The organism is Chloroflexota bacterium, from assembly GCA_034717495.1.
Classification (GTDB): domain Bacteria; phylum Chloroflexota; class Anaerolineae; order JAAEKA01; family JAAEKA01; genus JAYELL01.
This window is the reverse complement of sequence record JAYELL010000038.1, coordinates 183745-207917: the sequence shown is the minus strand read 5'-3', so window position 1 is coordinate 207917 and position 24173 is coordinate 183745. Positions and strand designations below refer to the sequence as shown.

General features: G+C 56.2%; 31 protein-coding genes. 27 read left to right on the top strand and 4 right to left on the bottom strand.

The window, feature by feature from the left end; genetic code table 11:
• The first annotated feature begins 69 nt into the window (after positions 1 to 69).
• From rplE to mog, 21 genes are all read left to right on the top strand, one after another.
• Positions 70 to 627, top strand: coding sequence for a 50S ribosomal protein L5 (rplE, locus tag U9R25_07975; GenBank protein MEA3335835.1), 558 nt, complete (start codon positions 70 to 72; stop codon positions 625 to 627).
• A 56-nt stretch (positions 628 to 683) separates the two neighbouring features.
• Positions 684 to 866 carry a type Z 30S ribosomal protein S14 gene (locus U9R25_07970; GenBank protein ID MEA3335834.1) on the top strand — a complete coding sequence of 61 codons (183 nt, stop codon included), beginning with the start codon at positions 684 to 686 and terminating at the stop codon, positions 864 to 866.
• 117 nt (positions 867 to 983) lie between these two features.
• Positions 984 to 1379 (top strand): 30S ribosomal protein S8, encoded by a 396-nt coding sequence (gene rpsH, locus U9R25_07965; GenBank protein MEA3335833.1) that lies wholly within the window; start codon positions 984 to 986, stop codon positions 1377 to 1379.
• A gap of 76 nt (positions 1380 to 1455) precedes the next feature.
• Positions 1456 to 2001 carry a 50S ribosomal protein L6 gene (rplF, locus tag U9R25_07960; protein MEA3335832.1) on the top strand — a complete coding sequence of 182 codons (546 nt, stop codon included), beginning with the start codon at positions 1456 to 1458 and terminating at the stop codon, positions 1999 to 2001.
• A 102-nt stretch (positions 2002 to 2103) separates the two neighbouring features.
• Positions 2104 to 2469, top strand: a complete 366-nt coding sequence (gene rplR / locus U9R25_07955; protein ID MEA3335831.1) for a 50S ribosomal protein L18 — start codon at positions 2104 to 2106, stop codon at positions 2467 to 2469.
• Between the two features lie 46 nt (positions 2470 to 2515).
• Positions 2516 to 3064, top strand: a complete 549-nt coding sequence (gene rpsE / locus U9R25_07950) for a 30S ribosomal protein S5 (protein ID MEA3335830.1) — start codon at positions 2516 to 2518, stop codon at positions 3062 to 3064.
• Complete coding sequence (gene rpmD / locus U9R25_07945) at positions 3054 to 3263, top strand: 50S ribosomal protein L30 (protein MEA3335829.1); 210 nt, start codon at positions 3054 to 3056, stop codon at positions 3261 to 3263. Before rpsE ends, rpmD begins: the two co-directional genes overlap by 11 nt.
• 13 nt (positions 3264 to 3276) lie before the next feature.
• Positions 3277 to 3726: a 50S ribosomal protein L15 gene (rplO, locus tag U9R25_07940; protein MEA3335828.1), complete on the top strand. Its 450-nt coding sequence runs from the start codon at positions 3277 to 3279 to the stop codon at positions 3724 to 3726.
• 40 nt (positions 3727 to 3766) lie between these two features.
• Entirely contained in the window at positions 3767 to 5077 is a 1311-nt protein-coding gene (gene secY / locus U9R25_07935; protein MEA3335827.1) for a preprotein translocase subunit SecY, read from the top strand.
• A 66-nt stretch (positions 5078 to 5143) separates the two neighbouring features.
• Positions 5144 to 5809 carry an adenylate kinase gene (locus tag U9R25_07930; protein MEA3335826.1) on the top strand — a complete coding sequence of 222 codons (666 nt, stop codon included), beginning with the start codon at positions 5144 to 5146 and terminating at the stop codon, positions 5807 to 5809.
• Positions 5810 to 5815: 6 nt separating this feature from the next.
• A complete protein-coding gene (gene map / locus U9R25_07925; protein MEA3335825.1) occupies positions 5816 to 6640 on the top strand; it encodes a type I methionyl aminopeptidase in 825 nt (274 codons plus the stop codon).
• A gap of 47 nt (positions 6641 to 6687) precedes the next feature.
• Positions 6688 to 6801, top strand: coding sequence for a 50S ribosomal protein L36 (gene rpmJ / locus U9R25_07920; GenBank protein ID MEA3335824.1), 114 nt, complete (start codon positions 6688 to 6690; stop codon positions 6799 to 6801).
• 58 nt (positions 6802 to 6859) lie between these two features.
• On the top strand, positions 6860 to 7237 hold the full coding sequence (rpsM, locus tag U9R25_07915; protein MEA3335823.1) for a 30S ribosomal protein S13: 378 nt from the start codon (positions 6860 to 6862) through the stop codon (positions 7235 to 7237).
• A gap of 108 nt (positions 7238 to 7345) precedes the next feature.
• On the top strand, positions 7346 to 7744 hold the full coding sequence (gene rpsK / locus U9R25_07910) for a 30S ribosomal protein S11 (GenBank protein MEA3335822.1): 399 nt from the start codon (positions 7346 to 7348) through the stop codon (positions 7742 to 7744).
• Positions 7745 to 7879: 135 nt separating this feature from the next.
• Entirely contained in the window at positions 7880 to 8515 is a 636-nt protein-coding gene (gene rpsD, locus U9R25_07905) for a 30S ribosomal protein S4 (protein ID MEA3335821.1), read from the top strand.
• A 136-nt stretch (positions 8516 to 8651) separates the two neighbouring features.
• Entirely contained in the window at positions 8652 to 9728 is a 1077-nt protein-coding gene (locus U9R25_07900) for a DNA-directed RNA polymerase subunit alpha (protein MEA3335820.1), read from the top strand.
• A 28-nt stretch (positions 9729 to 9756) separates the two neighbouring features.
• Positions 9757 to 10125 (top strand): 50S ribosomal protein L17, encoded by a 369-nt coding sequence (gene rplQ, locus U9R25_07895; protein MEA3335819.1) that lies wholly within the window; start codon positions 9757 to 9759, stop codon positions 10123 to 10125.
• A gap of 64 nt (positions 10126 to 10189) precedes the next feature.
• Positions 10190 to 10906, top strand: a complete 717-nt coding sequence (gene truA / locus U9R25_07890; protein MEA3335818.1) for a tRNA pseudouridine(38-40) synthase TruA — start codon at positions 10190 to 10192, stop codon at positions 10904 to 10906.
• Between the two features lie 100 nt (positions 10907 to 11006).
• Positions 11007 to 11369, top strand: a complete 363-nt coding sequence (gene rplM, locus U9R25_07885) for a 50S ribosomal protein L13 (GenBank protein MEA3335817.1) — start codon at positions 11007 to 11009, stop codon at positions 11367 to 11369.
• A gap of 14 nt (positions 11370 to 11383) precedes the next feature.
• Positions 11384 to 11812 (top strand): 30S ribosomal protein S9, encoded by a 429-nt coding sequence (rpsI, locus tag U9R25_07880; GenBank protein ID MEA3335816.1) that lies wholly within the window; start codon positions 11384 to 11386, stop codon positions 11810 to 11812.
• Between the two features lie 183 nt (positions 11813 to 11995).
• Entirely contained in the window at positions 11996 to 12514 is a 519-nt protein-coding gene (gene mog, locus U9R25_07875) for a molybdopterin adenylyltransferase (protein MEA3335815.1), read from the top strand.
• Positions 12515 to 12612: 98 nt separating this feature from the next.
• Here the strand turns inward: mog and U9R25_07870 are convergent, their stop codons facing one another.
• Positions 12613 to 13617: a hypothetical protein gene (locus U9R25_07870; protein ID MEA3335814.1), complete on the bottom strand. Its 1005-nt coding sequence runs from the start codon at positions 13615 to 13617 to the stop codon at positions 12613 to 12615.
• A gap of 249 nt (positions 13618 to 13866) precedes the next feature.
• Between U9R25_07870 and U9R25_07865 the strand changes: the two genes are divergently transcribed.
• From U9R25_07865 to thpR, 6 genes are all read left to right on the top strand, one after another.
• Positions 13867 to 14637 carry an alpha/beta fold hydrolase gene (locus tag U9R25_07865; GenBank protein MEA3335813.1) on the top strand — a complete coding sequence of 257 codons (771 nt, stop codon included), beginning with the start codon at positions 13867 to 13869 and terminating at the stop codon, positions 14635 to 14637.
• A 17-nt stretch (positions 14638 to 14654) separates the two neighbouring features.
• Positions 14655 to 16130, top strand: coding sequence for a glycoside hydrolase family 13 protein (locus U9R25_07860; protein MEA3335812.1), 1476 nt, complete (start codon positions 14655 to 14657; stop codon positions 16128 to 16130).
• 18 nt (positions 16131 to 16148) lie between these two features.
• Entirely contained in the window at positions 16149 to 16985 is an 837-nt protein-coding gene (locus U9R25_07855) for a hypothetical protein (GenBank protein MEA3335811.1), read from the top strand.
• 77 nt (positions 16986 to 17062) lie between these two features.
• Complete coding sequence (gene mvk / locus U9R25_07850) at positions 17063 to 18025, top strand: mevalonate kinase (protein MEA3335810.1); 963 nt, start codon at positions 17063 to 17065, stop codon at positions 18023 to 18025.
• Positions 18026 to 18037: 12 nt separating this feature from the next.
• The gene (locus tag U9R25_07845) at positions 18038 to 19372 is read left to right on the top strand and encodes a UbiD family decarboxylase (protein MEA3335809.1); all 1335 of its coding nucleotides are present in this window, start codon (positions 18038 to 18040) and stop codon (positions 19370 to 19372) included.
• A gap of 36 nt (positions 19373 to 19408) precedes the next feature.
• Positions 19409 to 20008, top strand: a complete 600-nt coding sequence (thpR, locus tag U9R25_07840) for an RNA 2',3'-cyclic phosphodiesterase (protein MEA3335808.1) — start codon at positions 19409 to 19411, stop codon at positions 20006 to 20008.
• A gap of 20 nt (positions 20009 to 20028) precedes the next feature.
• Here the strand turns inward: thpR and U9R25_07835 are convergent, their stop codons facing one another.
• The 3 genes from U9R25_07835 to U9R25_07825 form a co-directional block, all read right to left on the bottom strand.
• The gene (locus tag U9R25_07835; protein ID MEA3335807.1) at positions 20029 to 21201 is read right to left on the bottom strand and encodes an N-acetyltransferase; all 1173 of its coding nucleotides are present in this window, start codon (positions 21199 to 21201) and stop codon (positions 20029 to 20031) included.
• A 575-nt stretch (positions 21202 to 21776) separates the two neighbouring features.
• Positions 21777 to 22766, bottom strand: coding sequence for a metallophosphoesterase (locus U9R25_07830; GenBank protein MEA3335806.1), 990 nt, complete (start codon positions 22764 to 22766; stop codon positions 21777 to 21779).
• 37 nt (positions 22767 to 22803) lie between these two features.
• A complete protein-coding gene (locus tag U9R25_07825; protein ID MEA3335805.1) occupies positions 22804 to 24081 on the bottom strand; it encodes a glutamate-5-semialdehyde dehydrogenase in 1278 nt (425 codons plus the stop codon).
• Positions 24082 to 24173 lie beyond the last annotated feature (92 nt).

The following is a 24173-nucleotide window of genomic DNA, read 5'->3' as shown; positions in this document are numbered from 1 at the left end:
CAACGTCTGGGAACCAACGAAATTTGACCAACGGTTCCAAGGCGATGCGGCTCTCGACAGGAGACAACTATGCCCAGGCTCAAAGAAAAGTATAGAGACGAGGTTGTGCCTGCACTTCTCGAGGAATTCAACTACGAGAATCCGATGCAGGTGCCCGGTCTAGAAAAAGTCGTATTGAATATCGGTATGGGTGAGGCACTACAGTCTGCAAAAAGCCTCGACTATGCCATCAGCGATCTGACCCAGATTTCCGGCCAGCAACCTGTAACGACCAAAGCTCGCCAGTCGATCGCGACCTTCAAGCTGCGTGAAGGCAACACAATTGGTGTCATGGTAACCCTGCGGGGCGACCGCATGTGGGATTTCCTGGATCGCTTTTTCAACATTGTGATGCCTCGCCAGCGTGACTTCCGTGGCGTGTCCCCCGACTCCTTCGATGGACGAGGAAACTACAGCCTGGGGTTGCGTGAGCAGCTCATTTTCCCGGAGATCAACTACGACAAGATCGACAAGATCCGCGGGATGTCAGTCACGATCGTGACATCAGCTCAAAATGACGAGGAAGGCCGCCGGTTACTGCAATACCTGGGAATGCCCTTCGGCCGGACTGCCGACTTGAGCTTTTAATCGAAGGCTCGGGCAACTGAGAAGATCACTCATTTCATAGAATAGAGGCAAGAACCTTGGCAAAAAAATGCATGACCTACCGTGAGCAACGGCGCAAGTACCCGACCCGGGTTCGCAATCGTTGCACAATGTGTGGCAGACCCCGGGGCTACATGCGCAGGTTCAAACTCTGCCGTATCTGCTTCCGAAAGGAAGCGTTGGAAGGCCGTCTGCCTGGCGTTGTCAAGTCAAGCTGGTAGCCTATCCTGGATGCTCCACCCGATGGACCCGTTGTTGCGGGAGAAATGATCGGGATCGAAAACGGGCGGCAGACCCGATCTGTCGCCGCAAAAACTGTCGACGGAGTCCAAAGCATTATGATGACAGATCCTATTGCGGACATGTTGGTTCGCATCAATAACGGGCTGATAGCTCGTCATAAACAGGTAGTTCTACCAAGCTCAAAGGTGAAATTTGCCATCGCTCGCATCCTGAAAGATGAAGGGTTCATCAAGAGCTACCAGGTTTCTGATGACGAACCGCAGCCGAACCTGCGAATCGGCCTTAAGTATGACGAAGAGCAGCAACCGGTTATCTCAAAGCTGAAACGGGTCAGCAAGCCGGGACGCCGAGTCTACGTCGGTCACACGGAGATTCCGTGGGTTTTGAGCGGCATGGGTGTTGCGATCCTTTCCACCCCTCGCGGCATCATGACTGGACAACAGGCCAGGCGCCAGCGGGTCGGAGGCGAGGTCCTCTGCTACATTTGGTAAGAGATCGGTGGCGAGTGTGCACGACAGAAGTTTATGATCAGAGCCATGTCGAGCGCATCGCCCTTGGAGGTATATTGTGTCAAGAGTAGGACGAATGCCCATCAACGTCCCCGGTGGTGTGACGGTCAAGGTCAAGCCGGGTAACGAGGTGATCGTCAGTGGACCCAGGGGTAAATTGACGCGAACCTTTCATCCAGACATGTCGATCAAGGTCGAGGACGAGGTAATCACAATCTCTCGGTCCAGCGATCACCGGCTGCAGCGTATGCAGCATGGCTTGACTCGAGCTTTGTTGAACAACATGGTCGTCGGGGTAACTGACGGGTATAAAAAAGACATGGAGATTGTCGGCACGGGCTATCGTGCAGAAATGAAGGGCCCCACCATAATACTGCACATGGGGTACTCCAATCCAGTTGAGATGGAAGCCCCGAAGGGCATCAGCTATAAGCTGGCGGAACGTAGCAATCGCAACTTCTCCATTGAAGGTATCGATAAAGAACTGGTTGGTTTAACGGCAGCCCGTGTTCGGGCGGTGCGACCGCCAGAGCCCTACCACGGTAAGGGAATCCGCTACGCAGGTGAGTACGTACGCCGGAAACAAGGCAAGACCGGCAAGTAACGCTATCTCGTAGGAAGACAACGACGAATTTATCAAGCGGAAATCCCTTTCCCAGAGTAGAGTCAGGCCCGAACCGATAAAGGGCCTGAAGGAGATGAGGTTATGGCGAAGGACAGTCGAGCGGTAGTGCGAAAGAGACGACATGCTCGGGTTCGGCGGAAAATTCATGGAACTGCCGCCCGCCCGCGCTTGAACGTGTTTCGCAGCCTGACTCATATCTACGCACAAGTAATCGATGATGACAATGGCCGGACCCTGGTTGCGGCATCCTCAGTGGATCGCGAGTTCAAGGGAAAAGCGACTGGCATTAATAAGACAGACCAGGCCAAACTGGTAGGTACTCTCGTAGCAGAACGAGCTCTTCAACAAGGCATCAAACAGGTGGTTTTTGATCGAGGCGGCTACCCCTATCACGGTCGCGTACGGGCCCTTGCCGAGGCTTCTCGAGAGGGTGGGTTGGACTTCTAGACCAGTCCGTGGCCGGTTTTAATGGGACCATGCCGCAGGAGGAATAATGTCAGCACAGCGCAGGCGTCAAGGACGAAAAAAGGACTTCGAAGAAAGAGAAGAACTCGATGAGCGTGTGGTTCACCTGGCTCGTACCGCCAAGGTAGTCAAGGGTGGTCGACGTTTTGCCTTCCGCGCCGTCGTAGTTGTCGGTGACAACAACGGCAGCGTAGGCATAGGTGTGGGCAAGGCCCGCGAGGTTCCCGAGGCTATTCGCAAGGGTAGCGAGCGGGCACGCCGCAATATGCGAAAGATTGCACTCGCAGGAACAACCGTTCCTCACGAAGTTACGGCTCGCTATAGTGCCGCCAAGGTATTGCTGAAGCCGGCATCCCCGGGTACCGGTGTGATTGCTGGTGGTGGCGTGCGAGCTGTCGTCGAGGCTGCGGGTATTAAGGATATCCTGACCAAGTCCATGGGCAGTGCCAACATTCTCAATGTAGTCAAGGCTACCTATTTAGGCTTGACCGAAATGAAGGATCCAGCGAACGAGGCGCGGCGCCGAGGCGTGCCCGTCGAGAAGTTGATGCCGTTCTGGAGCCGAAATGCAAACTAAGAGAATAGATCCCAAAGCCAAAGTGGTTCGTGTAACTTATATCAAGAGCACCATTGGTTACTCTGAAAAACAGAAGGCGACAGTCAGGGCGCTTGGCCTGCGCCGTTTGGGCGATACGGTCGAGCAAGCCAACACTCCCGTGATTCAGGGCATGATCAACAAGGTTGGTCACCTGGTGTCGGTTGAGGTGGTGAAATAACAAGGAGATGACCATGCAATTGCATGATCTCGCTCCCGACAGCGGGGCAAAAAAGAAACGCAAGCGCGTTGGCCGCGGTATCTCAGCTGGCCAGGGCAAGACTGCCGGTCGCGGCACCAAAGGCCAGAATAGCCGTTCTGGCGGTGGTGTGCGCCCCTACTTCGAGGGTGGTCAGTTGCCTCTGGTGCGACGACTGCCGCACCTGCGGGGCTTCACCAATATCTGGCGCGTTGAGTTCAAGCCGGTCAACCTGACCCGACTGGAAGGTTTCAAGGCCAATAGCGAGGTCTCTCCTGAGACGCTGGCGGCAGCCGGAATCACGAAAAAGGCTACGGAACGGATTGCCATTCTCGCGGAGGGCGAGATCGATCGTCCTCTGACCATCCGGGCTCATCGGGTATCCAAGAAAGCTCAGGCCAAGATCGAGGCTGCTGGCGGCACCGTTGAAATCATCGAAGTTTAGTCTCGAACGCCTTTAGGGCCTGCCCAGGAGGTTTTCCACCATGCTAGTTGCTATGCGCAACGCCATGCGCTTGCCAGACCTGCGCACCAGGATCTTAGTCACCCTGGGAATCCTGGCAATATACCGTGCAGCCGCTGCCATACCGCTGCCCGGCGTCAATCCACAAGTGCTTAACCAGTTGTTCCAGGATAACGCCCTTCTGGGCTTTCTCAACATCCTGTCAGGTGGCGCTATGCGGAATTTTTCGATCATGGCGGCGGGTGTCTATCCCTATATCACGGCATCAATTATCATGCAGTTGCTAACCCCGATTATTCCTTCCCTGGAAGCATTAAGCCGGGAAGGGGATCAGGGGCGTCGAAAGCTTGACCGCTATACCATCTTTATGACGATTCCGTTGGCTGCGCTTCAGGCGTTCGGCCAGGCGACCATCCTGCAACGAGCTGGTGCGCTGCCCGGGTTTGGCTTCGCTCAAGACACATGGCTGACATCATTGACAATCGTAATATCGCTGGTAGCAGGCACCTTCTTCGCCATCTGGTTGGGTGAGTTGATCACTGAGCAAGGAATCGGCAACGGTCTGTCGTTGATCATCTTCGGCGGTATCGTGGCCACGCTGCCCACTAACATGATTCAGCTGGTCCAGGCTCAGCAATGGATGACGCTGCTGGTGTTCGTCCTGATTACCATCATCACCGTCTTTGTGATCGTCATGGTAAATGAGGGACAGCGCCGCATTCCGGTACAGTACGGAAAAAGAGTGCGAGCAATGCGCGGCAATCGACTGGTGGTCCAGGGTGGACAAAGCACCTTTGTGCCGCTTCGCGTGAACTCGGCAGGCATGATCCCGCTGATCTTCGCCCAGAGCTTGCTGCTCTTCCCGGGTACCATCGCCAGCTATTTTGCAGGTACTGAAGGGTTAATCGGTAGTGTTGCGGGAACCGTGGGAACAATCTTCGATCCAGCCAATAGCGTCTACTGGATACTGTATTTCCTGCTGGTTATCGCCTTCACCTACTTCTACACTGATGTGATCTTCCGCCAACAGAACCTGGCGGAGACTCTGCAGCGACAAGGTGGTTTTGTGCCCGGTATTCGCCCTGGCAAACGCACCGAAGAATACCTGAATGGCATCATGAGCCGAATCACCCTTGTGGGTGCACTCTTCCTGGGTATCGTTGCCATCATGCCCTGGATCGTGAGTCTGTTCACCGGCCAGAACGTGGCAACCAACACGACCCTGCTGATTTCCAGCGCCGGTCTGCTGATCGTCGTCGGCGTGGTACTCGACACCATGAAGCAGCTCGAGGCTCAGTTGCTCATGCGCCATTACGAGGGTTTCATCCGATAACACTCTGGTAACAAGATGCTCTTTCGCCAGGATGATATGGCTGACCCATCTGGAGAGATGACGAAGATGTCGGAAGATCCTACCTATCTGGTTCTTCTGGGACCGCCTGGCGCCGGCAAAGGTACGCAAGCGGTCTTTTTGGAGCAAGAGCTTGGTTTGAAACAGATATCCTCAGGCGATCTGTTTCGCGAGAACTTAAAAAACGAAACAGAGTTAGGTGTTCAGGTCAAAGGCTTCATGGATCGGGGCGAACTGGTTCCGGACGATTTGACCATCGCCATGGTGCGAGAGCGAATTAGTCGACCAGACTGCGATCGAGGCGCCATCCTGGATGGCTTTCCCCGGACCCTCGAACAGGCCCGGGCGCTTGATAAAATGCTCGCCGAACAGGGCAACCACATCCGCATGGTCCCCATGTTGGACGTGGCCGATGAAGAACTCATCGACCGCCTCACGGGACGGCTGGTCTGCCGTAACTGCGGTGCCACCTACCACAGGCGTTTCAAACCGCCGACAACGGAAGGCATTTGCGACGTGTGTGGCGGCGAACTCTACCAGAGGCCTGACGATGAGTTGGAAACGGTGAAGATCCGCCTGTATGTTTACTACAAGCAAACGTCGCCACTGATTGGATACTACTTCGCCCGGGACCTTTTGGTCAGGATGGATGGCGACCGCCCGCTGGACGAGATCAAACAGGATCTGCTTTTCACGGTCAGGACGGTTCTGTAAGAGACGATGATATTGCCACTGACGCGACGGCCTTCCGGCATTCGCCTGAAGGCCAAAAGTGAACTGGAATTGATGCGAATCGCCGGCCGCATTGTTGCGGAGGTTCATGCTCGCATGCGCGAGATGGTAACACCCGGTGTGAGCACAGCCGAGCTTGATGCCGCGGCAGAGGAGATAATCCGCAGTCAAAATGCAATCCCGGCCTTCGTAGGCTATCCCAATTCCCAAGGTGGTCCTGAGTTTCCAGCCACGCTGTGCACGTCAATCAACGACGAATTGGTACACGGGATACCCAGTGTCAACAGAGTGCTGGAGGATGGCGATATTATCAGCATCGACGTGGGAGCCATTTACAAGGGCTACGTCGGCGATTCAGGCTGGACCTATGGAGTCGGTAACGTCGGCCAGGAAGCACAACAGCTGCTCGAGGTTACCGAAGGCAGTCTTTGGGCTGGGATAGCCCAGGCCAGACCGGAGAACCGCTTTGTCGATATCTCCAGAGCCGTCCAGGATTATGTGGAATCCAGCGGCTTTTCCGTGGTGCGTGAATATACCAGCCACGGCGTTGGCCGAAAAATGCATGAAGAGCCACAGATACTGAACTATGTGCCGAAAAACCGAGACGTGGCTCGCACCTACCCGGCCATGAATCGGCGGCTGAGCAAGGGCATGACCTTCGCCCTGGAACCGATGGTAAATGTAGGTTCCTGGCGCACGCGCCAACATGATGACTTGTGGACTGTCTCCACAGCCGATGGCAATCTTTCAGCTCATTTTGAGCATACGATCGCCATCACAAACGGGGAAGCTGAAATCCTGACCCGTCTATAACAGGTACAGACGGCCGCGGGCAGTTGCCGGTCTGGAGGAAAGTAAAGATGAAAGTAAAACCCTCAGTTAAGCGCCGATGTGAAAACTGCAAGATCATCAAGCGGCATGGTGTTGTGCGTGTGATTTGCACGAACCCCAGGCACAAGCAGCGCCAGGGATAGTCCTGGCCTTCGAGCGGAAAGAATTCTGATTAGCAGCAGATTGTTGAGGAGCTAACATATGGCACGCATTGCCGGTGTTGACCTGCCCCGTGATAAGCGAGTTCTGGTCGGATTGACCTACATCTATGGAATCGGCCGCACGAGCAGCGGAGATATCCTGGGTAAGCTGGACATCAACGAGGATACCCGAGTCCGAGACCTGAGTGAGAGTGAAGTCGCCCGCTTGCGCGAGACGATCGATCGCGAGTATCTGGTAGAAGGAGATCTCCGCCGCGAGGTGAATATGAACATCAAGCGGCTGCAGGAGATTAATTGTTACCGGGGCCTCCGCCACCGACTCAACCTGCCGGTGCACGGCCAGCGAACCCGGACAAACGCGCGTACCAAACGTGGTGCACGCAGGACCGTGCCCGGCAAGAAGCGAGCACGCAAGTAACCCGATTCCAGTTGCCTGCCGTGGCCTTACTGGTCATCGAGCATGACGGTAGGAAATCTGTCATTCACTTTAGGCGAATTCGCCGGGCAGAAGGAGATAAAAAACTTTATGGCTAGACCAAGACGTACAGCGCGTCGCGGGCCACGTCGTGAGAAGAGGACGGTGCCGCACGGCCAAGCACACATCCAGGCCACCTTCAACAATACGATCATTACCGTGACGGACCAGCAAGGCAATACCGTTACCTGGGGCAGCGCTGGCACCGTCGGATTCAAGGGCTCCCGCAAGAGTACACCCTATGCCGCTCAGCTGGCCGGCAGCAGCGTTGGCAAGCTGGCCATGGATATGGGAATGAGGGAGGTGGACGTATTCGTCAAGGGTCCCGGACCTGGCCGTGAAGCAGCCATCCGGTCAATGCAGGCCGCGGGACTCAAGGTCGTCAGCATCACCGATGTGACCTCCCTGCCACACAATGGCTGCCGCCCGCCCAAGAAACGGCGCGTATAGACCAAAAGACGGCGTGGCGGGTCTTCAGGACATGGATGCCCATCATTCCAAGGATATTCTTCAAGACAATTTCGAGAGGGACGAAGGTTGCCAAGCCGTAAACCTCTCAGGTAAACACTTTACAGGAGGAGTAAATTGGCACGTTATACAGAAGCAGTATGTCGACTGTGCCGCCGAGAAGGTCAGAAGCTATACCTCAAGGGTGACCGTTGCCTGTCACCTAAGTGTGCTTTTGAGCGACGAAGCTACGCACCTGGACAGCACTCAAGAAGAGCACAGTTCCGACGCAACCAGAGTGATTTCTCTCTGCAGTTGCGCGAGAAACAAAAAGTAAAGCGTATTTATGGAGTCATGGAACGTCAGTTCCGACGCTACTTCAAGAATGCCCTGCGCACCAAAGGCCTTACCGGCGCAACCCTGCTGATAACGCTCGAGTCCCGCCTGGACAATGTAGTGTTTCGGCTCGGTCTCGCCAGTTCCCGGGCTCAGGCCAGACAGCTCGTCCGCCACGGGCACATCATCGTCAACGGTCGCAAGACCAACATTCCCTCTTACCTGGTCAAGCCTGACGATGTTATCGCCGTTCGGGATGAGAGCCGGAAAAAGCAGTACTTCCGCGCCCTGCCGGAAATCATGGGCGAACGGCCTGTGCCTGAATGGCTTAGTCTGGACAGCGATGCCCTCGTTGGGCATGTCATTTCCAGGCCAAGCCGGGAAGACATTGACATCCCGATCAACGAACAATTGGTGGTCGAGTTCTACAGCCGCTAAGCTGGAAGGGTGACTCTTATCCGCCTTCCCTGCCCCGAATCCATCTCTGATGGCACGACTGGGGCTTGCGGACCAGGATCTCCGGCGCGCAATCGAGCGTGCGGAGACGGGCACCAGATTGAGGAGGGATATTCTCTTGCTAAACCTTAGCATTGTACTACCGAAAATTGAGCGCGAGGCCAACTCACAGCAATATGGCCGTTTTGTCATCGGGCCGCTGGAGAGCGGCTACGGCGTAACCTTGGGCAATGCCCTGCGCCGCGTGCTGCTTTCTTCGCTCGCGGGCGCTGCAGTCACCTCCGTGCGGCTCAGCGATGTTCATCACGAGTTCTCGCCGATCCCTCATGTGCGTGAGGATACAACCGCATTCATCTTGAATGTAAAGCAACTCCGGATGAAAAGCATGACCGACGATCCGGTTCGGGCCTATCTCGAGGTCAATGCCGAGGGCCCGGTAACTGCCGGTGACCTGCAATACCCACCGGAAATCGAGGTCATTACACCCGATCTTCTGTTGATGACCGCCGACAGCAATGACGTCGACCTATCGATTGAGATGGTCATCCGACGTGGACGCGGTTACTCGCCGGCCGAAGAGCGCAGCAAACTGACTCTGGGCGAAATCCCGGTCGACGCGATCTTTAGCCCGGTTCGCAAGGCTTCCTTTCGCATCGAACGAGCCCGTATCGGTCAACAGACTGACTACGATCGTTTGGTGCTGGACATCTGGACCGACGGCACGATTACTCCAGAGGAAGCACTCGGCGAGGCTGCCAAGCTACTGGTGCAGCATCTGTCGCTCATTGCCGGCGTCGAAGCCATTTCCCTGGAACCTGAAGAGGAAATCGAGGAAGGTATTCCCTCCCAGATCTACGATGTTCCCATCGAGAGCCTGGAGCTATCGGTCCGGGCGTATAATTGCCTTAAGCGAGCCGGTATCGTCAAGGTGGGTGAGATCATCGAACGTCTGGAACGTGGGCCAGAGGAACTGCTCAGCATCCGCAATTTTGGCCAGAAGTCGTTGGATGAGCTCATGGAGAAACTGGAAACCAAGGGTTATCTCGATCAGATCAAGATGCCCGGCGATGAGCCGGAAGAGCCCGAATTGGAAGAGGACGAGGACTACGACGAGGACCTGGGCGACGATAGCAGCATCAACATCGACGTCGACGCCTTGCTGGCAGCCATGACAACAGGAACGGAAAGTAGCTAATCAAAGGTCCTCACCACGGAGTAGTTGAATGAGACACAAAAAAGCTGGACGCCGCCTGGGTCGCAGCACTGGACATCGGCGAGCGTTGTACCGAAACTTGACCTTACAACTATTTGAACATGAGGTCATTCATACCACTGAAGCCAAGGCCAAATCGGTTCGACCCCAGGCTGAAAAACTGATTACACTGGCCAAACGCGGCCGCCAGGGCAATCGGGTTCATGCGCAGCGTATTGCCATGGCCCGGCTCAATAACAAAGAGATCGTCAGGAAACTGTTCGATGACCTGGCACCCCGTTTTGAGGACCGCGCCGGCGGCTATACCCGCATTACCAAGCTGGGACCCCGCAAAGGCGATGGTGCCGAGATAGTTCAGTTCGAGTTGGTGGAGGAGTAGGCCAACGACCGAGAACGCTGAGTTCAGCACAGAGAACGCTGTCCAACGGCTTCATGTCCGTGCCCTGGTCGAGTATGACGGAACCGATTACTTCGGTTTCCAGATTCAACCTGACAGGCCCACGATTCAAGGTTGCCTGGAAAGTGTTCTGGCAAAGCTGTCGGGTGAGAAAACTCGCCTTCGCTATGCCGGCCGCACCGACACCGGAGTTCACGCCTCTGGGCAGGTGATATCTGCCATGGTCAACTGGCGTCACAGCATCTCTGACCTGGAGCGAGCCTGGAACGCTCTCTTGCCGAATGCTGTCGCAGTCCGGTCATTGGAGAGGGTGATCGACCCGAGCTTCCATCCGCGATTCGCCGCCCGTAGCCGGATCTACCGCTATAGGGTTTGGACCGCTGCCTGGCGCTCACCGCTCCAAATGCGCTTCGCGCATCACGAGCCGAAAGCGCCAGATGTGGAAGCCATGAATCGAGCAGGCTGCGCCTTGTTGGGCTCGCACGACTTTGCCAGTTTCGGACAGCCGACCCATGGAGATATAACGATTCGCAAGGTAGTGACAGCAACGTGGACGCAGGAAGAGCAGATGCTGCAGTTTGAGATCGAGGCCAACGCTTTTCTCAAACGAATGGTGCGAACCGTGGTCGGAACTCTTCTGGAAATCGGCAAGGGCATGCGCCCTGAAGATGACATCGTCCGTGTGTTGGCGGCTCGCGACAGAACAATGGCGGCTCAGCCAGCGCCACCGCAAGGCCTACGACTGGCATTTGTCAGATATTGAACAGACTTGGATAACAAGCAGCAGGAGAAACAACGTGAGAACCTATAGCGCCAAACCTCACGAGATCGAACGTGATTGGTACGTGGTCGACGCCACCGGCATGACGCTGGGCCGTCTGGCCACACGAATAGCCACGGTCCTAAAGGGCAAACATAAGCCCATTTATACTCCCCATTTGGACTGCGGTGACTATGTGGTGGTCATCAACGCGGACAAGATTCGCGTCACAGGTCGGAAACTCGATCAGAAATTCTACTATCGACATTCAGGCTACGTCGGTGGCCTGAAACGCATATCTCTGCGTGATCAGCTGGAAAAGCACCCGGAGCGGGTGATCCAGTCTGCGGTGCGCGGCATGTTGCCGAAGAACCGCCTGGGCCGTAAGATGGTCAAAAAGCTGAAGGTATACGCAGCTCCCAACCATCCTCATCAGGCTCAGCAACCGAAGCCGCTGGAACTGTAGGAGAAAAACAGGCAATGGCACTTGAGTATTATCAGGGAACAGGCAGGCGAAAACGGGCATCAGCTCGAGTTCGGCTCTATGCTGGCGAAGGCAAGATCATCGTCAATGACAAGCCGTATGAGGAATTCTTCCCCCGGCTTGCGGATCAACGCGCGGTACTTCAGCCCCTGGAGATCACCGACATGCAAGCTGCTTTCAACATATCTGTCAAGGTACGGGGCGGTGGTGTGAGTGGACAGGCAGGGGCAGTGAGACTTGGTATCGCCCGAGCGCTCTGCCACCGGGACGAAGAACTACCTGAAGCGACCCCGGGCGTACCCGACCAACGATTGCGCCCGGTTCTGCGCAAGGCTGGTTTCCTTACAAGGGACGCCAGAGAGAAGGAACGCAAAAAGCCCGGTCTCAAGCGTGCCCGAAAGGCTCCCCAGTACACGAAGCGTTAGATCGATTTCGACCCGACCCATCCAGGCTATTGGCCGACAAACGAAATGCCTGGCGGTTGCGGATCCGGGAAAAAAAGATCGGGCTGTTCACAAGCAGCAGTTTTGTCAACAGCAGGCTGTGGAAAGATCATCAGGGATGGTGTAATGCCATCCCTTGTTCGCGTGGCATGCAAGGAGACTATCATAATGCGCATTGGCGTTTTGACGGTGAGCGACCGCTCCTCCAGAGGTGAAACGGAAGATCGAAGCGGCCCACTCATCGCCGAGTTGATCAAGGATCGTCTGGGGTCGGATGTACGAGGTTCGATCGTGCCCGATGAACAGGATCAGATCGAGCGTCTTCTACGAGCATGGAGCGACGACCTGGAATTGGATCTGGTGCTAACCACGGGTGGCACCGGCTTTTCGCCGCGAGACGTTACCCCTGAGGCCACAAGTGCCGTGGTTCATCGACTGGCGCCCGGTTTTACAGAGGCGATGCGAGCTGCCAGCCTGCAGATCACCCCCCATGCCATGCTAAGCCGCTCGGTTGCCGGCATCCGAGGAAAAACCCTGATCATCAACCTGCCGGGAAGCCCAAAAGCCGTTCAGGAGAATCTTGAAGTCATCCTGCCGGCCATTCCCCATGCGGTGGAGTTGCTGCAACAGGGCGAAGGCCCCGTGAAATACCAGCATGCGGGGCAGAACGAACACTTACACTGAAAAGCGGGGCCGTGAACAAAAAAAGCCGGGGGCTGTGGTCAGCCTCCGGCTTCGTTATTTCAAACCTCGTTGTCTATGAGAACTGCAACGTCATCCCCCTATTGGAAAGAACGGGGGGTGATCTCCTCCAAGTCGGCCAACTTGGGCAGCAAGAGCAATAGTTCTATGTCGGCTGGCTGAACACCAGGCAACATCAGGTCGGCAATCGGCAGATAGGGGCTGGATGGATCCAGGCGACCGTACATTTCGACGGCATTGTCCAATCGGAGCTTATCCCAGGCGACCCGGGGCAGCGACTTACCGTCCATATAAAGGTACAAGCCATCGGGCTCAGTCTCGATCTGAAGATGTTGCACGTCTGCCGCAGCCAAAGTTGCCAGCAATGCAGGATCCAGGCTTGCTCCACTGAGATCCGCTGCAAAACCAGCCGTCTTCAAACTGTCCTCCAGATTCTTAAGGCTTAACCCACCAACGGTCAAACTCCCATCGGAAGCCGCCTCCACGTCTGCGTACATTACCATGGAGCGTTCGCCGGCCTCAGCTGCGGCATCCTCCGGATGAACCCTGGGTAAGACACCCTCCTCGCGAAGAGGTGCCTCCTCCTCACCTGCTGCAACAGGGAATTTCACGACAACGGGCACGCCCAGGCGGGAGACGATGTTGTCGACGGCCCACTGAAGGCGCTTGGCGTTGGTGGCATCCACCAGGCCAAATTTCTCGACGAGACCGCCGAGATTGCCGCGCGACTCGTCATCCAGGGCGAGGTAGGGCAGCGGCTCGCCGTTTTCGAAGAGGAAAATCCCCTCCTTGGTGATGACTGCCTCCAAGTTTTGGATATCTGCACTGGTAAATTGCTGCACGGTATCAGGAGAGACAGCGACCTGTTGACCGAACATACCAGCCAATGTCGCTACCGGAATGCCAGCGACAGTTGGTGAACCATCTTCGGCAAGCTGCACCGTGAGCCTGGGCAGAAGGGGCGGTGCCTTGTCTTCGACAACCTCCTCTTTCTTGGTGGATCCACAGGCGGCGAGCAGCGATGCAAGCATGATGGCAACGAGAACAACATAAAACCAGCGGGATTTGGATCTGGAAAAACTCACTTGTTACCTCGCTTCGTTGCGAACCGAAAAGAAGTTGGGGGTGAATAAAAGATTACATCGACAATTATAACATACAACGCAAGGCATTGCAACGTACCAACCACCAGAAATGATACCTGCACGACCATGAATCGGCAAATGAATGGTGCCCGAATCAGAGGCCGGTTTCTTTGCTGTTTTGCCGGGGTTGAGGTACCATCGGCTGGTACTCTTTCACAGGACTTGTCGCCTCGCACGAGAACAGAAATTATGGCACAACGCGCATATCTTGATCCATCTCCCTTTCACTTTTCCGGAGGCCCCACCGGCGTCTTGCTAATCCACGGTTTCACCGGTGCCCCCACAGAAATGCGTCAATTGGGCGAGAATCTTGCAGAAGATGGGTACACCGTATTATGTCCACTTCTTCCGGGTCATGGCACGGAGCCGGCCGACCTGAACCAGGTGCGATGGCAGGATTGGTTCGCTGTAGTGACCCGGTCCTTCGAGGAATTAGCCTCGCAGGTTGACCGGGTCTTCGTGGCCGGCCTTTCCCTTGGAGGCTTGCTGACTCTTCACCTGGCTGCTAACCAACCGGACATTCAGGGCTTGCTGCTCTTTGCACCCGGTCTTCGCATCAGCGACCGGAAATTGCCATTAACTTCAATCGGGCGCTATTTCTTAGCCTTTCTTCCCCAAGAAGATCCATTACCTGTCGCCGCGCAGGATGAGGAGGGATCCAACCTCTATTGGTGTTATGATGTCATTCCAGTTGCGGGCGCCAATGAGGTCTGGCGATTACAGCGAACGGTTCGCCCCGAGTTACGCCGGGTCACGCAACCGCTCATCCTGTTCCAGGGAAAAGAAGACACGACGATCCGTTCGGACAACCCGTCGAAGATCGTAGAGGGTGTAAGTTCCCTGGACACCAGGATAGTTTGGTTGGAGAACTCCGGGCATAACCTGCTGGTGGACGTGGAACGGCAGATGGTTTTTGAACAGTGTCTAAGGTGGATCCGGCAACACGGCGACCCCGAATAAGGATTCGTTATTGATTTATGACTTCAGCACACACTCCCGCCTGGGTGAAAGAAGCAATCTTCTACCAGATCTTTCCCGACCGTTTTGCCCGCAGCCAATCGGTACTGAAGCCCCACAACCTGGAACCCTGGCTTGCTGCCCCAACCCACGGGGGTTTCAAAGGGGGCGATTTGATGGGCGTTGTAGAACACCTGGACTACCTGCAGGATTTGGGAATATCCGCCATCTACTTCTGCCCCGTTTTCCAGTCAACCGCCAACCACCGTTATCACACCTACGACTACTACCAGGTCGATCCCATACTGGGCGGAAATGACGCACTTTTTTCTTTGATCAACCAGGCTCATCGCAGGGGAATCCGCATTGTCCTCGATGGTGTATTCAACCATGCAAGCCGCGGTTTCTTTCAGTTTAACCACCTGCTGGAAAATGGCCCTTCCTCGCCCTACCTGGATTGGTTCATCGTCAATGGGTGGCCCTTACATGCCTACGAGGGAAGCCAGCCGCCAAATTACGCAGCCTGGTGGAACCTCCATGCGCTGCCCAAGTTCAATACTGATACAAGGACAGTGCGCGAGTTTCTGTTGGATGTGGGACGCTATTGGATTGAACAGGGGATCGACGGCTGGCGGCTCGACGTGCCAGGCGAGATCGACGACGATGCTTTCTGGCAGGAATTCCGACAACAGGTGAAGTCAGCCAACCCCGATGCCTATATCGTGGGAGAGATATGGCACGACGCCAACCGGTGGTTGCGCGGAGACCAGTTTGACGCAGTGATGAACTACCAGGTCACCAAAGTCTGCATTGGCTTTTTTGCCCGCGATTCGGTGCAACACGACCTGGTATCCGGCACCGGATATGGTCATATCCAGGCACTGGATGCTGCGAGCTTCGCCGAACGCATCGATGGCATTCTCGGCCTTTACCCCGCGGAGATTACCCAGGCACAACTCAATCTACTTGGCAGCCACGACACCCCCCGCTTTCTCTCAGTTGCCGGTGGTGACGAGAGTGCCTATCGCCTCGCGTTGCTCTTTCTGATGACCTATCCTGGCGCTCCCTGCATCTACTACGGGGATGAAATCGGCATGACCGGTGGACGAGATCCCGGATGCCGCGGCGGGTTCCCCTGGCAGGACCCGTTCCACGCTGACTCACAGGTTACGTGGAACACCGATCTACTTGAATTCACACGTAACGCCATCAGACTGCGAAATGCATATTCCGCTCTGTGCTGTGGTAGCTACACGAGGCTGCAGGCGGAAAAAGATCACTACGTTTACGCCCGTTGCTCTGACACCGAATGCCTGATCGTGGCCCTGAACGCCGCACGGAGCAGCGCCTCGTTGCATGTACCCGTCTCATCGCTGATCGCCGATGGCACTGTTCTGGAAGCGGTCTGGGGAAACGGCCGCGCCAGAGTTGATGGCGGGTATCTGGATGGCATTCAGGTGCCGGCCCGCAGTGGGCTGGTTCTTTTGGCAAAATGAGCTAGAAAGAAATCACCGATGCGAGGTTCTACCCATCTTCCCAATCTCAGCATTCTGCCGGTGAACCGGTTGCGCCTGCACGAGAGCTGCGATGAGCGGCGCGTAGATGCGCTGGCAAAACGACTGCTGGAGGAAAAGAGACTGAAGAATCCTCCTGTCGTAACCCCTCTGCCCGACAGCAATGATTTCATGGTGCTCGACGGCGCCAACCGGGTATCGACCTTTGCCAGGCTGAAAATCCCCCACATCGTGGTACAGGTGGTCTCCTACGACGACCCAGGTATCGAACTCAACACCTGGTATCATGTCGTGGCCGGCATGCCACAGAGGACATTTTCTGCAGCGCTCGATGCAGTTCCCAATCTACAACTCGAGACATGTACCATTGAAGGGGCCCGGCAGACAGTCGCGCTTGGCGATGCAATCGCCTATATCATCTGTGCCGATGCTGTGTATCTGGTACGAAATCATGATCCCGAGACAGGAAGCGAGATCCGATTGCTCAATGATCTGGTTGGCGCCTACAAAGGCAAGGCCAATATCTACCGGGCAAGCAACGACGACTTCCAGAAGCAGGCGCCGACCTATCCCGATATCAATGCCCTGGTAGTGTTTCCCGCCTATCGCCCTGCTGACTTGATTGGCCTTGTCCGGCGAGGCGAGGTGGTGCCCAGCGGAATCACCCGTCACATCATCCCCGAACGGGCCTTACGGATCAACGTCCCCCTGAGTATCCTGGAAGCAGAGGGGAACCTTGAGGAAAAGCAGGCCTGGATGCAGCAGTGGTGGCGAGACCAGCTCGATCGTAACGCCATTCGCTTCTACGCCGAAAGCACCTTCCTATTCGACGAATAGCAAGGTGTTCACCCGCTGGCACTTCAACCGCCGGATGGGGCCTTGCTACCCCAATTTCCTTGTGTTATACTCGGTCTATGGTTACAGGAAGTGCCTCAGGCAAAGTAATACTTTTCGGCGAACACGCGGTGGTTTATGGCCGGCCTGCTATTGCCGTACCCGTAGCCCAATTGCAGGCAACCGCGACTGTCACACCAGCGTCTCCGGGTTATGGCATCGCTTTGCATCTGCCCGATATTGGCGATCATGTGCCGGTGACCGGACTGGCCACCGAAAGACCCCTGGCCCAGGTAATCCAGCACACGGTAAAAGCGCTGGAACTCTCTCCCACTCCCGACTGGACCATCACGGTTCACTCCGATATTCCGGTTGCCAGTGGCCTCGGAAGCGGTGCCGCCGTAGCCACCGCTATTGTGCGCGCCATGGCGGCAGCAGCCGACCGGAAGCTATCACCAGACCAGGTGTCGGCGATAGTCTTCGAGGGAGAGAAGCTGTTTCATGGCACGCCAAGTGGAATCGACAATACGGTAGTTGCCTTCGAACAACCGGTGTGGTTCATACGGACTGAATCGGCGCAGCCCTTCCCCATTGCCGCCAGCCTTTCTATTGTCATTGGCGATAGTGGAATCGCAAGCCCAACCAGCGTTGCTGTGGGTGATGTCCGGCAAGCCTGGCAGAACGACCAGGAGTTCCATGATACGATCTTTGATGCCATTAGCGACATCGTCCACGCTGCCCGCACCGCCATGGAGAACGGTGACATGGCGACCCTGGGAAACTTGATGGACCTGAACCACCGCCTTCTGCAGCGTTTGAAGGTTTCCAGTCCCGAGCTGAACATCCTCTGCGATGCAGCCCGCGCGGCAGGCGCCCTTGGTGCAAAACTCAGCGGAGGTGGTCGCGGCGGCAATATGATCGCTCTCGTGCAATCCGGGCAGGAGGATTCTGTAGTCCGTGCCCTGAGAAAAGCTGGCGCAGTGCGAACCATCACCACCGTGGTTGAATCTGTCCCGGAGCCAGTCACCCGGCCTTCTCTTTAGGATCAGGTCATTATGTCGACATTACGCAGTTTCATTCAACAGGCCGAACAGGCCGATCTATTGATCCAGATTGAAAAACCGGTCGATCCATACCTGGAAATGGCGCCCATCATCGCTGCCCTGGACGGGCGTCCCGTTTTGTTTCACCAAGTTGTTGGCAGCGACTTCCGCATCATGTCCGGACAATGCTCCGACCGGCGCTATTTTGCCATGGCCCAGGATTGCCCGGTGAACCAACTGATCCCGAGGCTCATCGATGCGTTCGAGTCCCCCCGCAAGCCGCCGGTTGTGCAAAAGGGAGGGGCGCCCTGTCAGGAGGTGGAAATGGAGCAGGTGGATCTGCAACGCCTTCCCTTTCTGACCCACTATGCCGGCGATGCCGGCCCTTACGCAACAGCTGCTATCGTCATTGTCGACGATCCAGATACCGGCCCCAACGTCAGTTTTCACAGGTTGCTCCGGCTCGACGCCACTCACCTGACTGCCCGCGTCGTGGAGCGGCGGGGTTTGGACACAGCCCTCAAAAAAACCTCTGGCGATCTGCCCGTCGCCATCTGCATCGGCCTTCCCTTGCACGTGCTGCTGGCCGCAAGCATGGCACCAGCACCCGGGGTGAACGAACTTGCCATCGCCCACGCCCTCGCGCCGACGCCGGTGGTCCGCTGCCTGTCCAGTGATCTCCTGGTACCTGTCGAAGCAGAGTTTGTGCTGGAGGGCAGGATCAGCCACCGGACTGTCGAGGAAGGCCCCTTCGTTGATCTGACGGAAACGTGGGATATCGTTCGCCAGCAGCCGGTTATCGAGATAGATCGTATCACCCACCGGCCAGACGCGATCTATCACGCGCTGCTTCCGGGACAATTGGAACACAAGATGTTGATGGGAATGCCGCGTGAACCAGGCATCTTCACCGCGGTCAACCAGGTCTGTCGTTGCCTCAGTGTCAGCATCACACCGGGCGGCGCATCCTGGCTGCACGCTGTCGTCCAGATAAAAAAACGGCATCCCGACGACGGTCGCAAGGCCGCCAGCGCTGCCTTCCAGGGTCATGGGTCGCTGAAACATGTGGTCGTCGTCGATGATGATATCGACCTGCACGACACCAACGATGTCGAGTGGGCCATCGCTACCCGTTTCCAGGCCGACCGGGACCTGATGGTCTGGCACGATCAACCCTCCTCCTCCCTGGACCCGTCGGCAGCCCACAACCCAGGGGAAAAAAGTCGCACTGCCAAGATGGCCCTGGATGCCACCATTCCCTGGGATTCGGAGGACGGTCCCGGCAAACTGGAGGATTTCGTGCGAGTGCCATTTCCAAAAACCGATCTCAACCGCTATCTCGACTGATCGGTGCAGTGGCGATGACCCTCGGATGAATCGGCCATGACCTCCCAATTGCTACGCCTTTTCATCGCCATCGAATTACCAGGGGAAGTCAAACAGGCTCTGGCCGAATTGCAGAATCGCCTGCAACGCGACCTTCCTCCCAAGGTCGTACGTTGGGTCAGACCCGGGGCCATGCATCTTTCGTTGAGATTCCTGGGGGACACGCCGAGCGAGCGGGTCGACGCCGTTATCGACGGTATGAAATCGGCGACCCGCGGGTTCACTCCATTCAGCCTTGCCGTTGCCGGATTCGGTTGCTTTCCCAATCCAAGAAGGGCACGGGTATTGTGGGCTGGTGTGCCCCAGGTACCAAAAGGACTAACGGGCCTGCACAGGACGACCGATCTGCAGATGGCGAAGCTGGGTTGGAGCCGCGAGCGCCGGGCATTCACTCCCCATCTCACGCTGGGCCGCGTCAATAAACGGGTTTCCAGTCAGGACCTTCGTGTGCTGGAAAAGGTGCTTTCGAGGACAAGCGCCGGGCAACTGGGCAACATTCCAGTCGGGGAGCTGGTGCTCTTTCGTAGCCAGTTGCAGCCAGGTGGCGCTGTTTACACTGTGTTGGCTCGCGCCCCTATCTTCGCTTCCCGTGGTTGAGGAGAATAATTGACGATTAGCTAAATATCCTTCTGGTAGGCCCGATAACGTTTGTAGACCACGCCGCCGAAATTGCGCAACAGAAGATTCATGGGATCGTTGGTTTCCAGAATCCAGCTGGCCTCGACATTATGGTAGCCCTTGCGAACAGTCTCTTTAGCCGTCTCGAAGAACAGGACGGCATCGACCCCGCGCTTGCGGTATTCGGGAATGACGCCCAGTGCCCACACCCTGGCCCAGGGAATCTTGTTCTGATACCAGAGCGCCTTGAAGACCCCGAAGGGGAACAGGTGCCCGCCCATCTTTTGCAGAACGAAATTGAAGTCGGGCAGCGTCAGGGCCACGCCTACCTGTTTGCCGTCAACCTCGACGAACATAAGAAGATCGGGATCGAGAATCGGTTTCAACGCCGCGGCCGTATGCATTAGCTCGGCATCGGTGATCGGCACTGCTCCCCAGTTGAGTTCCCAGGCCTGGTTGTAGATATCCTTGAGCAACAGGACCTCGTTGTCGAGGTCGTCCATGTCGGCCGTGCGCAGTGTCATGTTACTCTTTGCCTTGAGTTTCTCCACGACCCGGAGCAACTTTGGAGGAAACTTCTCAACCGAGCTAAACTCTTCCACCAGATCAAACTTGTAGGCCAGGAGATCCATTTCGCGCTCAAAGCCATAAGCCTCGACGAATTCAGGATAATAGGGCATGTTGTAGGGCATCAGAATACGAGGAGAGTCGTCGAAGCCATCCACAAGCATACCGACGACATCGTTCATGGTGAATGTTATGGGGCCCCGGATAGCGTTACAGTCCTTCTGGCGCAGCCAATCAGATGCTGCATCCAGAAGTGCCTCGGCAATCTCATAGTCGTTGACCACCTCAAACAGCCCAAAGAATCCAGTTCGATCATTGTGGGTTTCCATGTGGTTTGGATTGTAGATTGCCGCAATGGTGCCAACGATCTGCTCCGTGCCACCAGATTTAGGTTCCGACACTGGCACAGCTTCCGCAACAAAATAGGCTACTTCCAGGTATTCAAAAGAGGGGTTATGGGCAGGGTCGAGTTCCTTCTCACGGTCGGCGATCAAAGGCGCCACCCAGCAAGGATCGTCTTTGTAAAGCCGAAAGGGGAACTTGACCAGCTTTTTCCGGTCGGAATCTGAGTCCACCTGATGCACCCGAAGATTGATATAGGGCATGACACTCTCCTGGGGAAACGGATACTGGTTCCGCCATCTCTGGCAAAAAAGCTGGACAATCCAGACTTGGGACGTTATAATGGCGCCGAAAAGATCATGGCAATAACCTGTCCAAACAATCTCCAATAAGCCTCCAGGCTTCTTGCTACCACCGGTCGCATCTGCCCCTGCGGGAGGCTTCGCACAGGATACTCACTCCGCGACCCGGGAGATGTGGCGATTTTCGGATAGGCATTAAGCAATTCTTATGTCAAACACACGGCTATTCTGGCTAAAACTCAGGGGCCGCTCGTGCGATTCCTGCCGCTATGCGGACCTCTTTCGAAGCAACGGCGATGGACAGGTCGCCCGGCTTCACACCTTCTGCAGAGCGCCCCACTCTTCTCATTTTGACCGGCCCGCGCCGTCAGAGCGCCTCTGCTCCCGCTGGCAACGGGGGGATTCGTCACTGCCGCCACCCGATGTCGGCGATCCTACCCTGACCGCGTGAACTGGAATGGTCAATTGCTGATAGCAATGGACGATTGACCATCGCAGCACCTCCGTGGACTGGTCAGCCTCAGCTCAATGACAATCTACCTGGCTGGCACCACTTCTATCAAGGCTACTTCGGGACGGCAGTTGAAGCGCAGTCGCACACCCTCGCCAAGGCCGCGGCTGATGTAGGTCTTGGTTTTGCCATAACGAAACCAGCCGGAAGAGAGGCGTCGCGACAGATGTGTTCCCTGGGTGTGCGGTGACCCGATGAACGGCAACCGTACCTGGCCGCCGTGTACATGTCCGCTAAAGGCGAGATCAAAAGCCTGCAGGGCCGGGTCCAGCATATAGTCCGGGTTGTGAGCCAGAAGGATGCGAAGGGTGCCATTTCCCGGCATCGCTTTCGTGATCTGCTCCACATCCGGTTGCCCTTCCATGAGATCGTCCAGGCCTGCCAACCAGAGTTCAACGCCATCGCTTTGAATGGTCAGGCTGTCATTGTCCAATACATGCACACCGTGCATCTCGAGTTTCTGCTTCAACAGGGGAACATCATTGCGAACGTGGCCGAGATAGAGACGGTCATTCTTCACGATCCTAACGCACATTTCGACGGTGCGCTCGATAGCGGCTTGAAGCTCCTGGCCCGGTTCAGCCTCCCGCCACGCCACGTGAGCAGGCCCAAACCAACTGTATCCGGCATAATCATGATTGCCAAGGCAGGCGAAAGCACCCAGCCGTGGCTCCGGCAGGCCGTCGATAAAACTCAACGTCGCCGGCAAACCCTCGTCATCGTGGATCAGGTCGCCGGTGATCAGCAGCAGGTCATACGTTTCGTCTGCCAGGAGTTCTTGCGTACGCCTGATCTTCAAACGTTCGATCAGACCATGATCGGTGAAGTGCAGGTCGGATAGATGCAAAATACGCAGCCCTTGAGATGGTACCGCGGGCGAGTCGACCACGACCCGCATCCGTTTCACTTCGATACGCAGTCTTTCAATCCAGCGGGAGTAGGCCAGGGTACCAAGTCCGGCCATACCAACAGCCGCCCCTGCCGTGAGCAATCCATCTTTCCAGGTTGAAGTCATCAGATCACCGGTTCAAACAGGGCCATGATAACCCCGCTCAGGGGCGCACGTGACCGTCGCCGAAAATGACCCATTTGTAAGTAGTCAATTCTTCCAGACCCATTGGACCCCGGGCATGCAGTTTCTGTGTGCTGATGGCAACCTCCGCGCCAAGCCCAAACTGAGCACCATCGGTAAACCGTGTGCTGGCGTTAACATAAACTGCCGCGGAATCGACCTCGTTGACAAAACGCATGGCGTGATCATAGCTGTTGGTCAGGATACCATCGGAATGCCCGGTGCTGTGCTGCTGAATATGATCGATGGCGTCGTCGATGCCATTCACCACCTTGATCCCAAGGACCAGACTCAACCACTCCTGATCGAAGTCCTCGGGTCCCGCAGCAACGACCGACCATGCCTGACTGCTCGTTGCCCGATCAAGCACCAGCTTGGCGGTGGGATCTGCGAGCAGTTCTACACCACTGCTCGCCAGCCGCTCAGCCATCGGTAATAGGAAATCATCGATGAGGGAGCGATGGACCAGAACGGTATCCAGGGCGTTGCAAACCGTCGGCCGTTGGGTTTTTGCATTGTGAATGATCTCTGCCGCCACGGAAAGATCGGCAGTATCATCCACAAACAGATGACAAATGCCGATCCCACCGGTCATTACAGGAATGGTAGCTCGTTCCCTGCACAGTTTGTGCAGGGCGTTGCCACCGCGGGGGATGATCATATCCACGTACTGGTCCATGCGTAACAACTCGGTTACCAGGGCCCGGTCAGTGTTATCGATGTATTGGATCGAGTCTTTGGGCAAGCCCGCTTTCTCCAGAGCGCCGTGGATCACCTCGATCAGTGCCAGGTTGCTGCGCAAGGTCTCCTTGCCGCCGCGAAGGATGGCTGCGTTGCCGGTCTTGAGACTCAGTGCCGTGATATCGATTGTCACATTGGGTCGGGCCTCGTAGATGACACCGAGGACGCCCAGGGGCGTTCGCCGTTTGGCAACCCGCAAGCCATTGGGTAATACCCTGCCGGCAAACTCCTGGCCTACCGGATCGGGAAGAGCAGCCACCGAGCGGGTGTCGGCGGCCATGCCCGCCAATCGTTCTTGCGTCAATGTCAGGCGATCTATCAGAGCATCAGTCAAGCCGGCCTGGCGGCCATCGGCGATGTCCTGGGCATTAGCCGCCAGGATCTGTTTCTGGTTCCCGTCAAGGCCATCGGCAACTGCCAGAAGAGCCGCGTTCTTGTGATCGGTGGAGACGCTGCCAAGAACCCGGCTGGCGTCTTTGGCTCGCTGTCCCAGGGACAGGAGTTGAGATTCAGTCATAAGCTACTCCAGTGAAAAAGCCATGGTTATCAAACCTTCAGGCCATTATAGCCGATCGGTCGATCGCGTCAAAAATAGGGGGGGATATCACC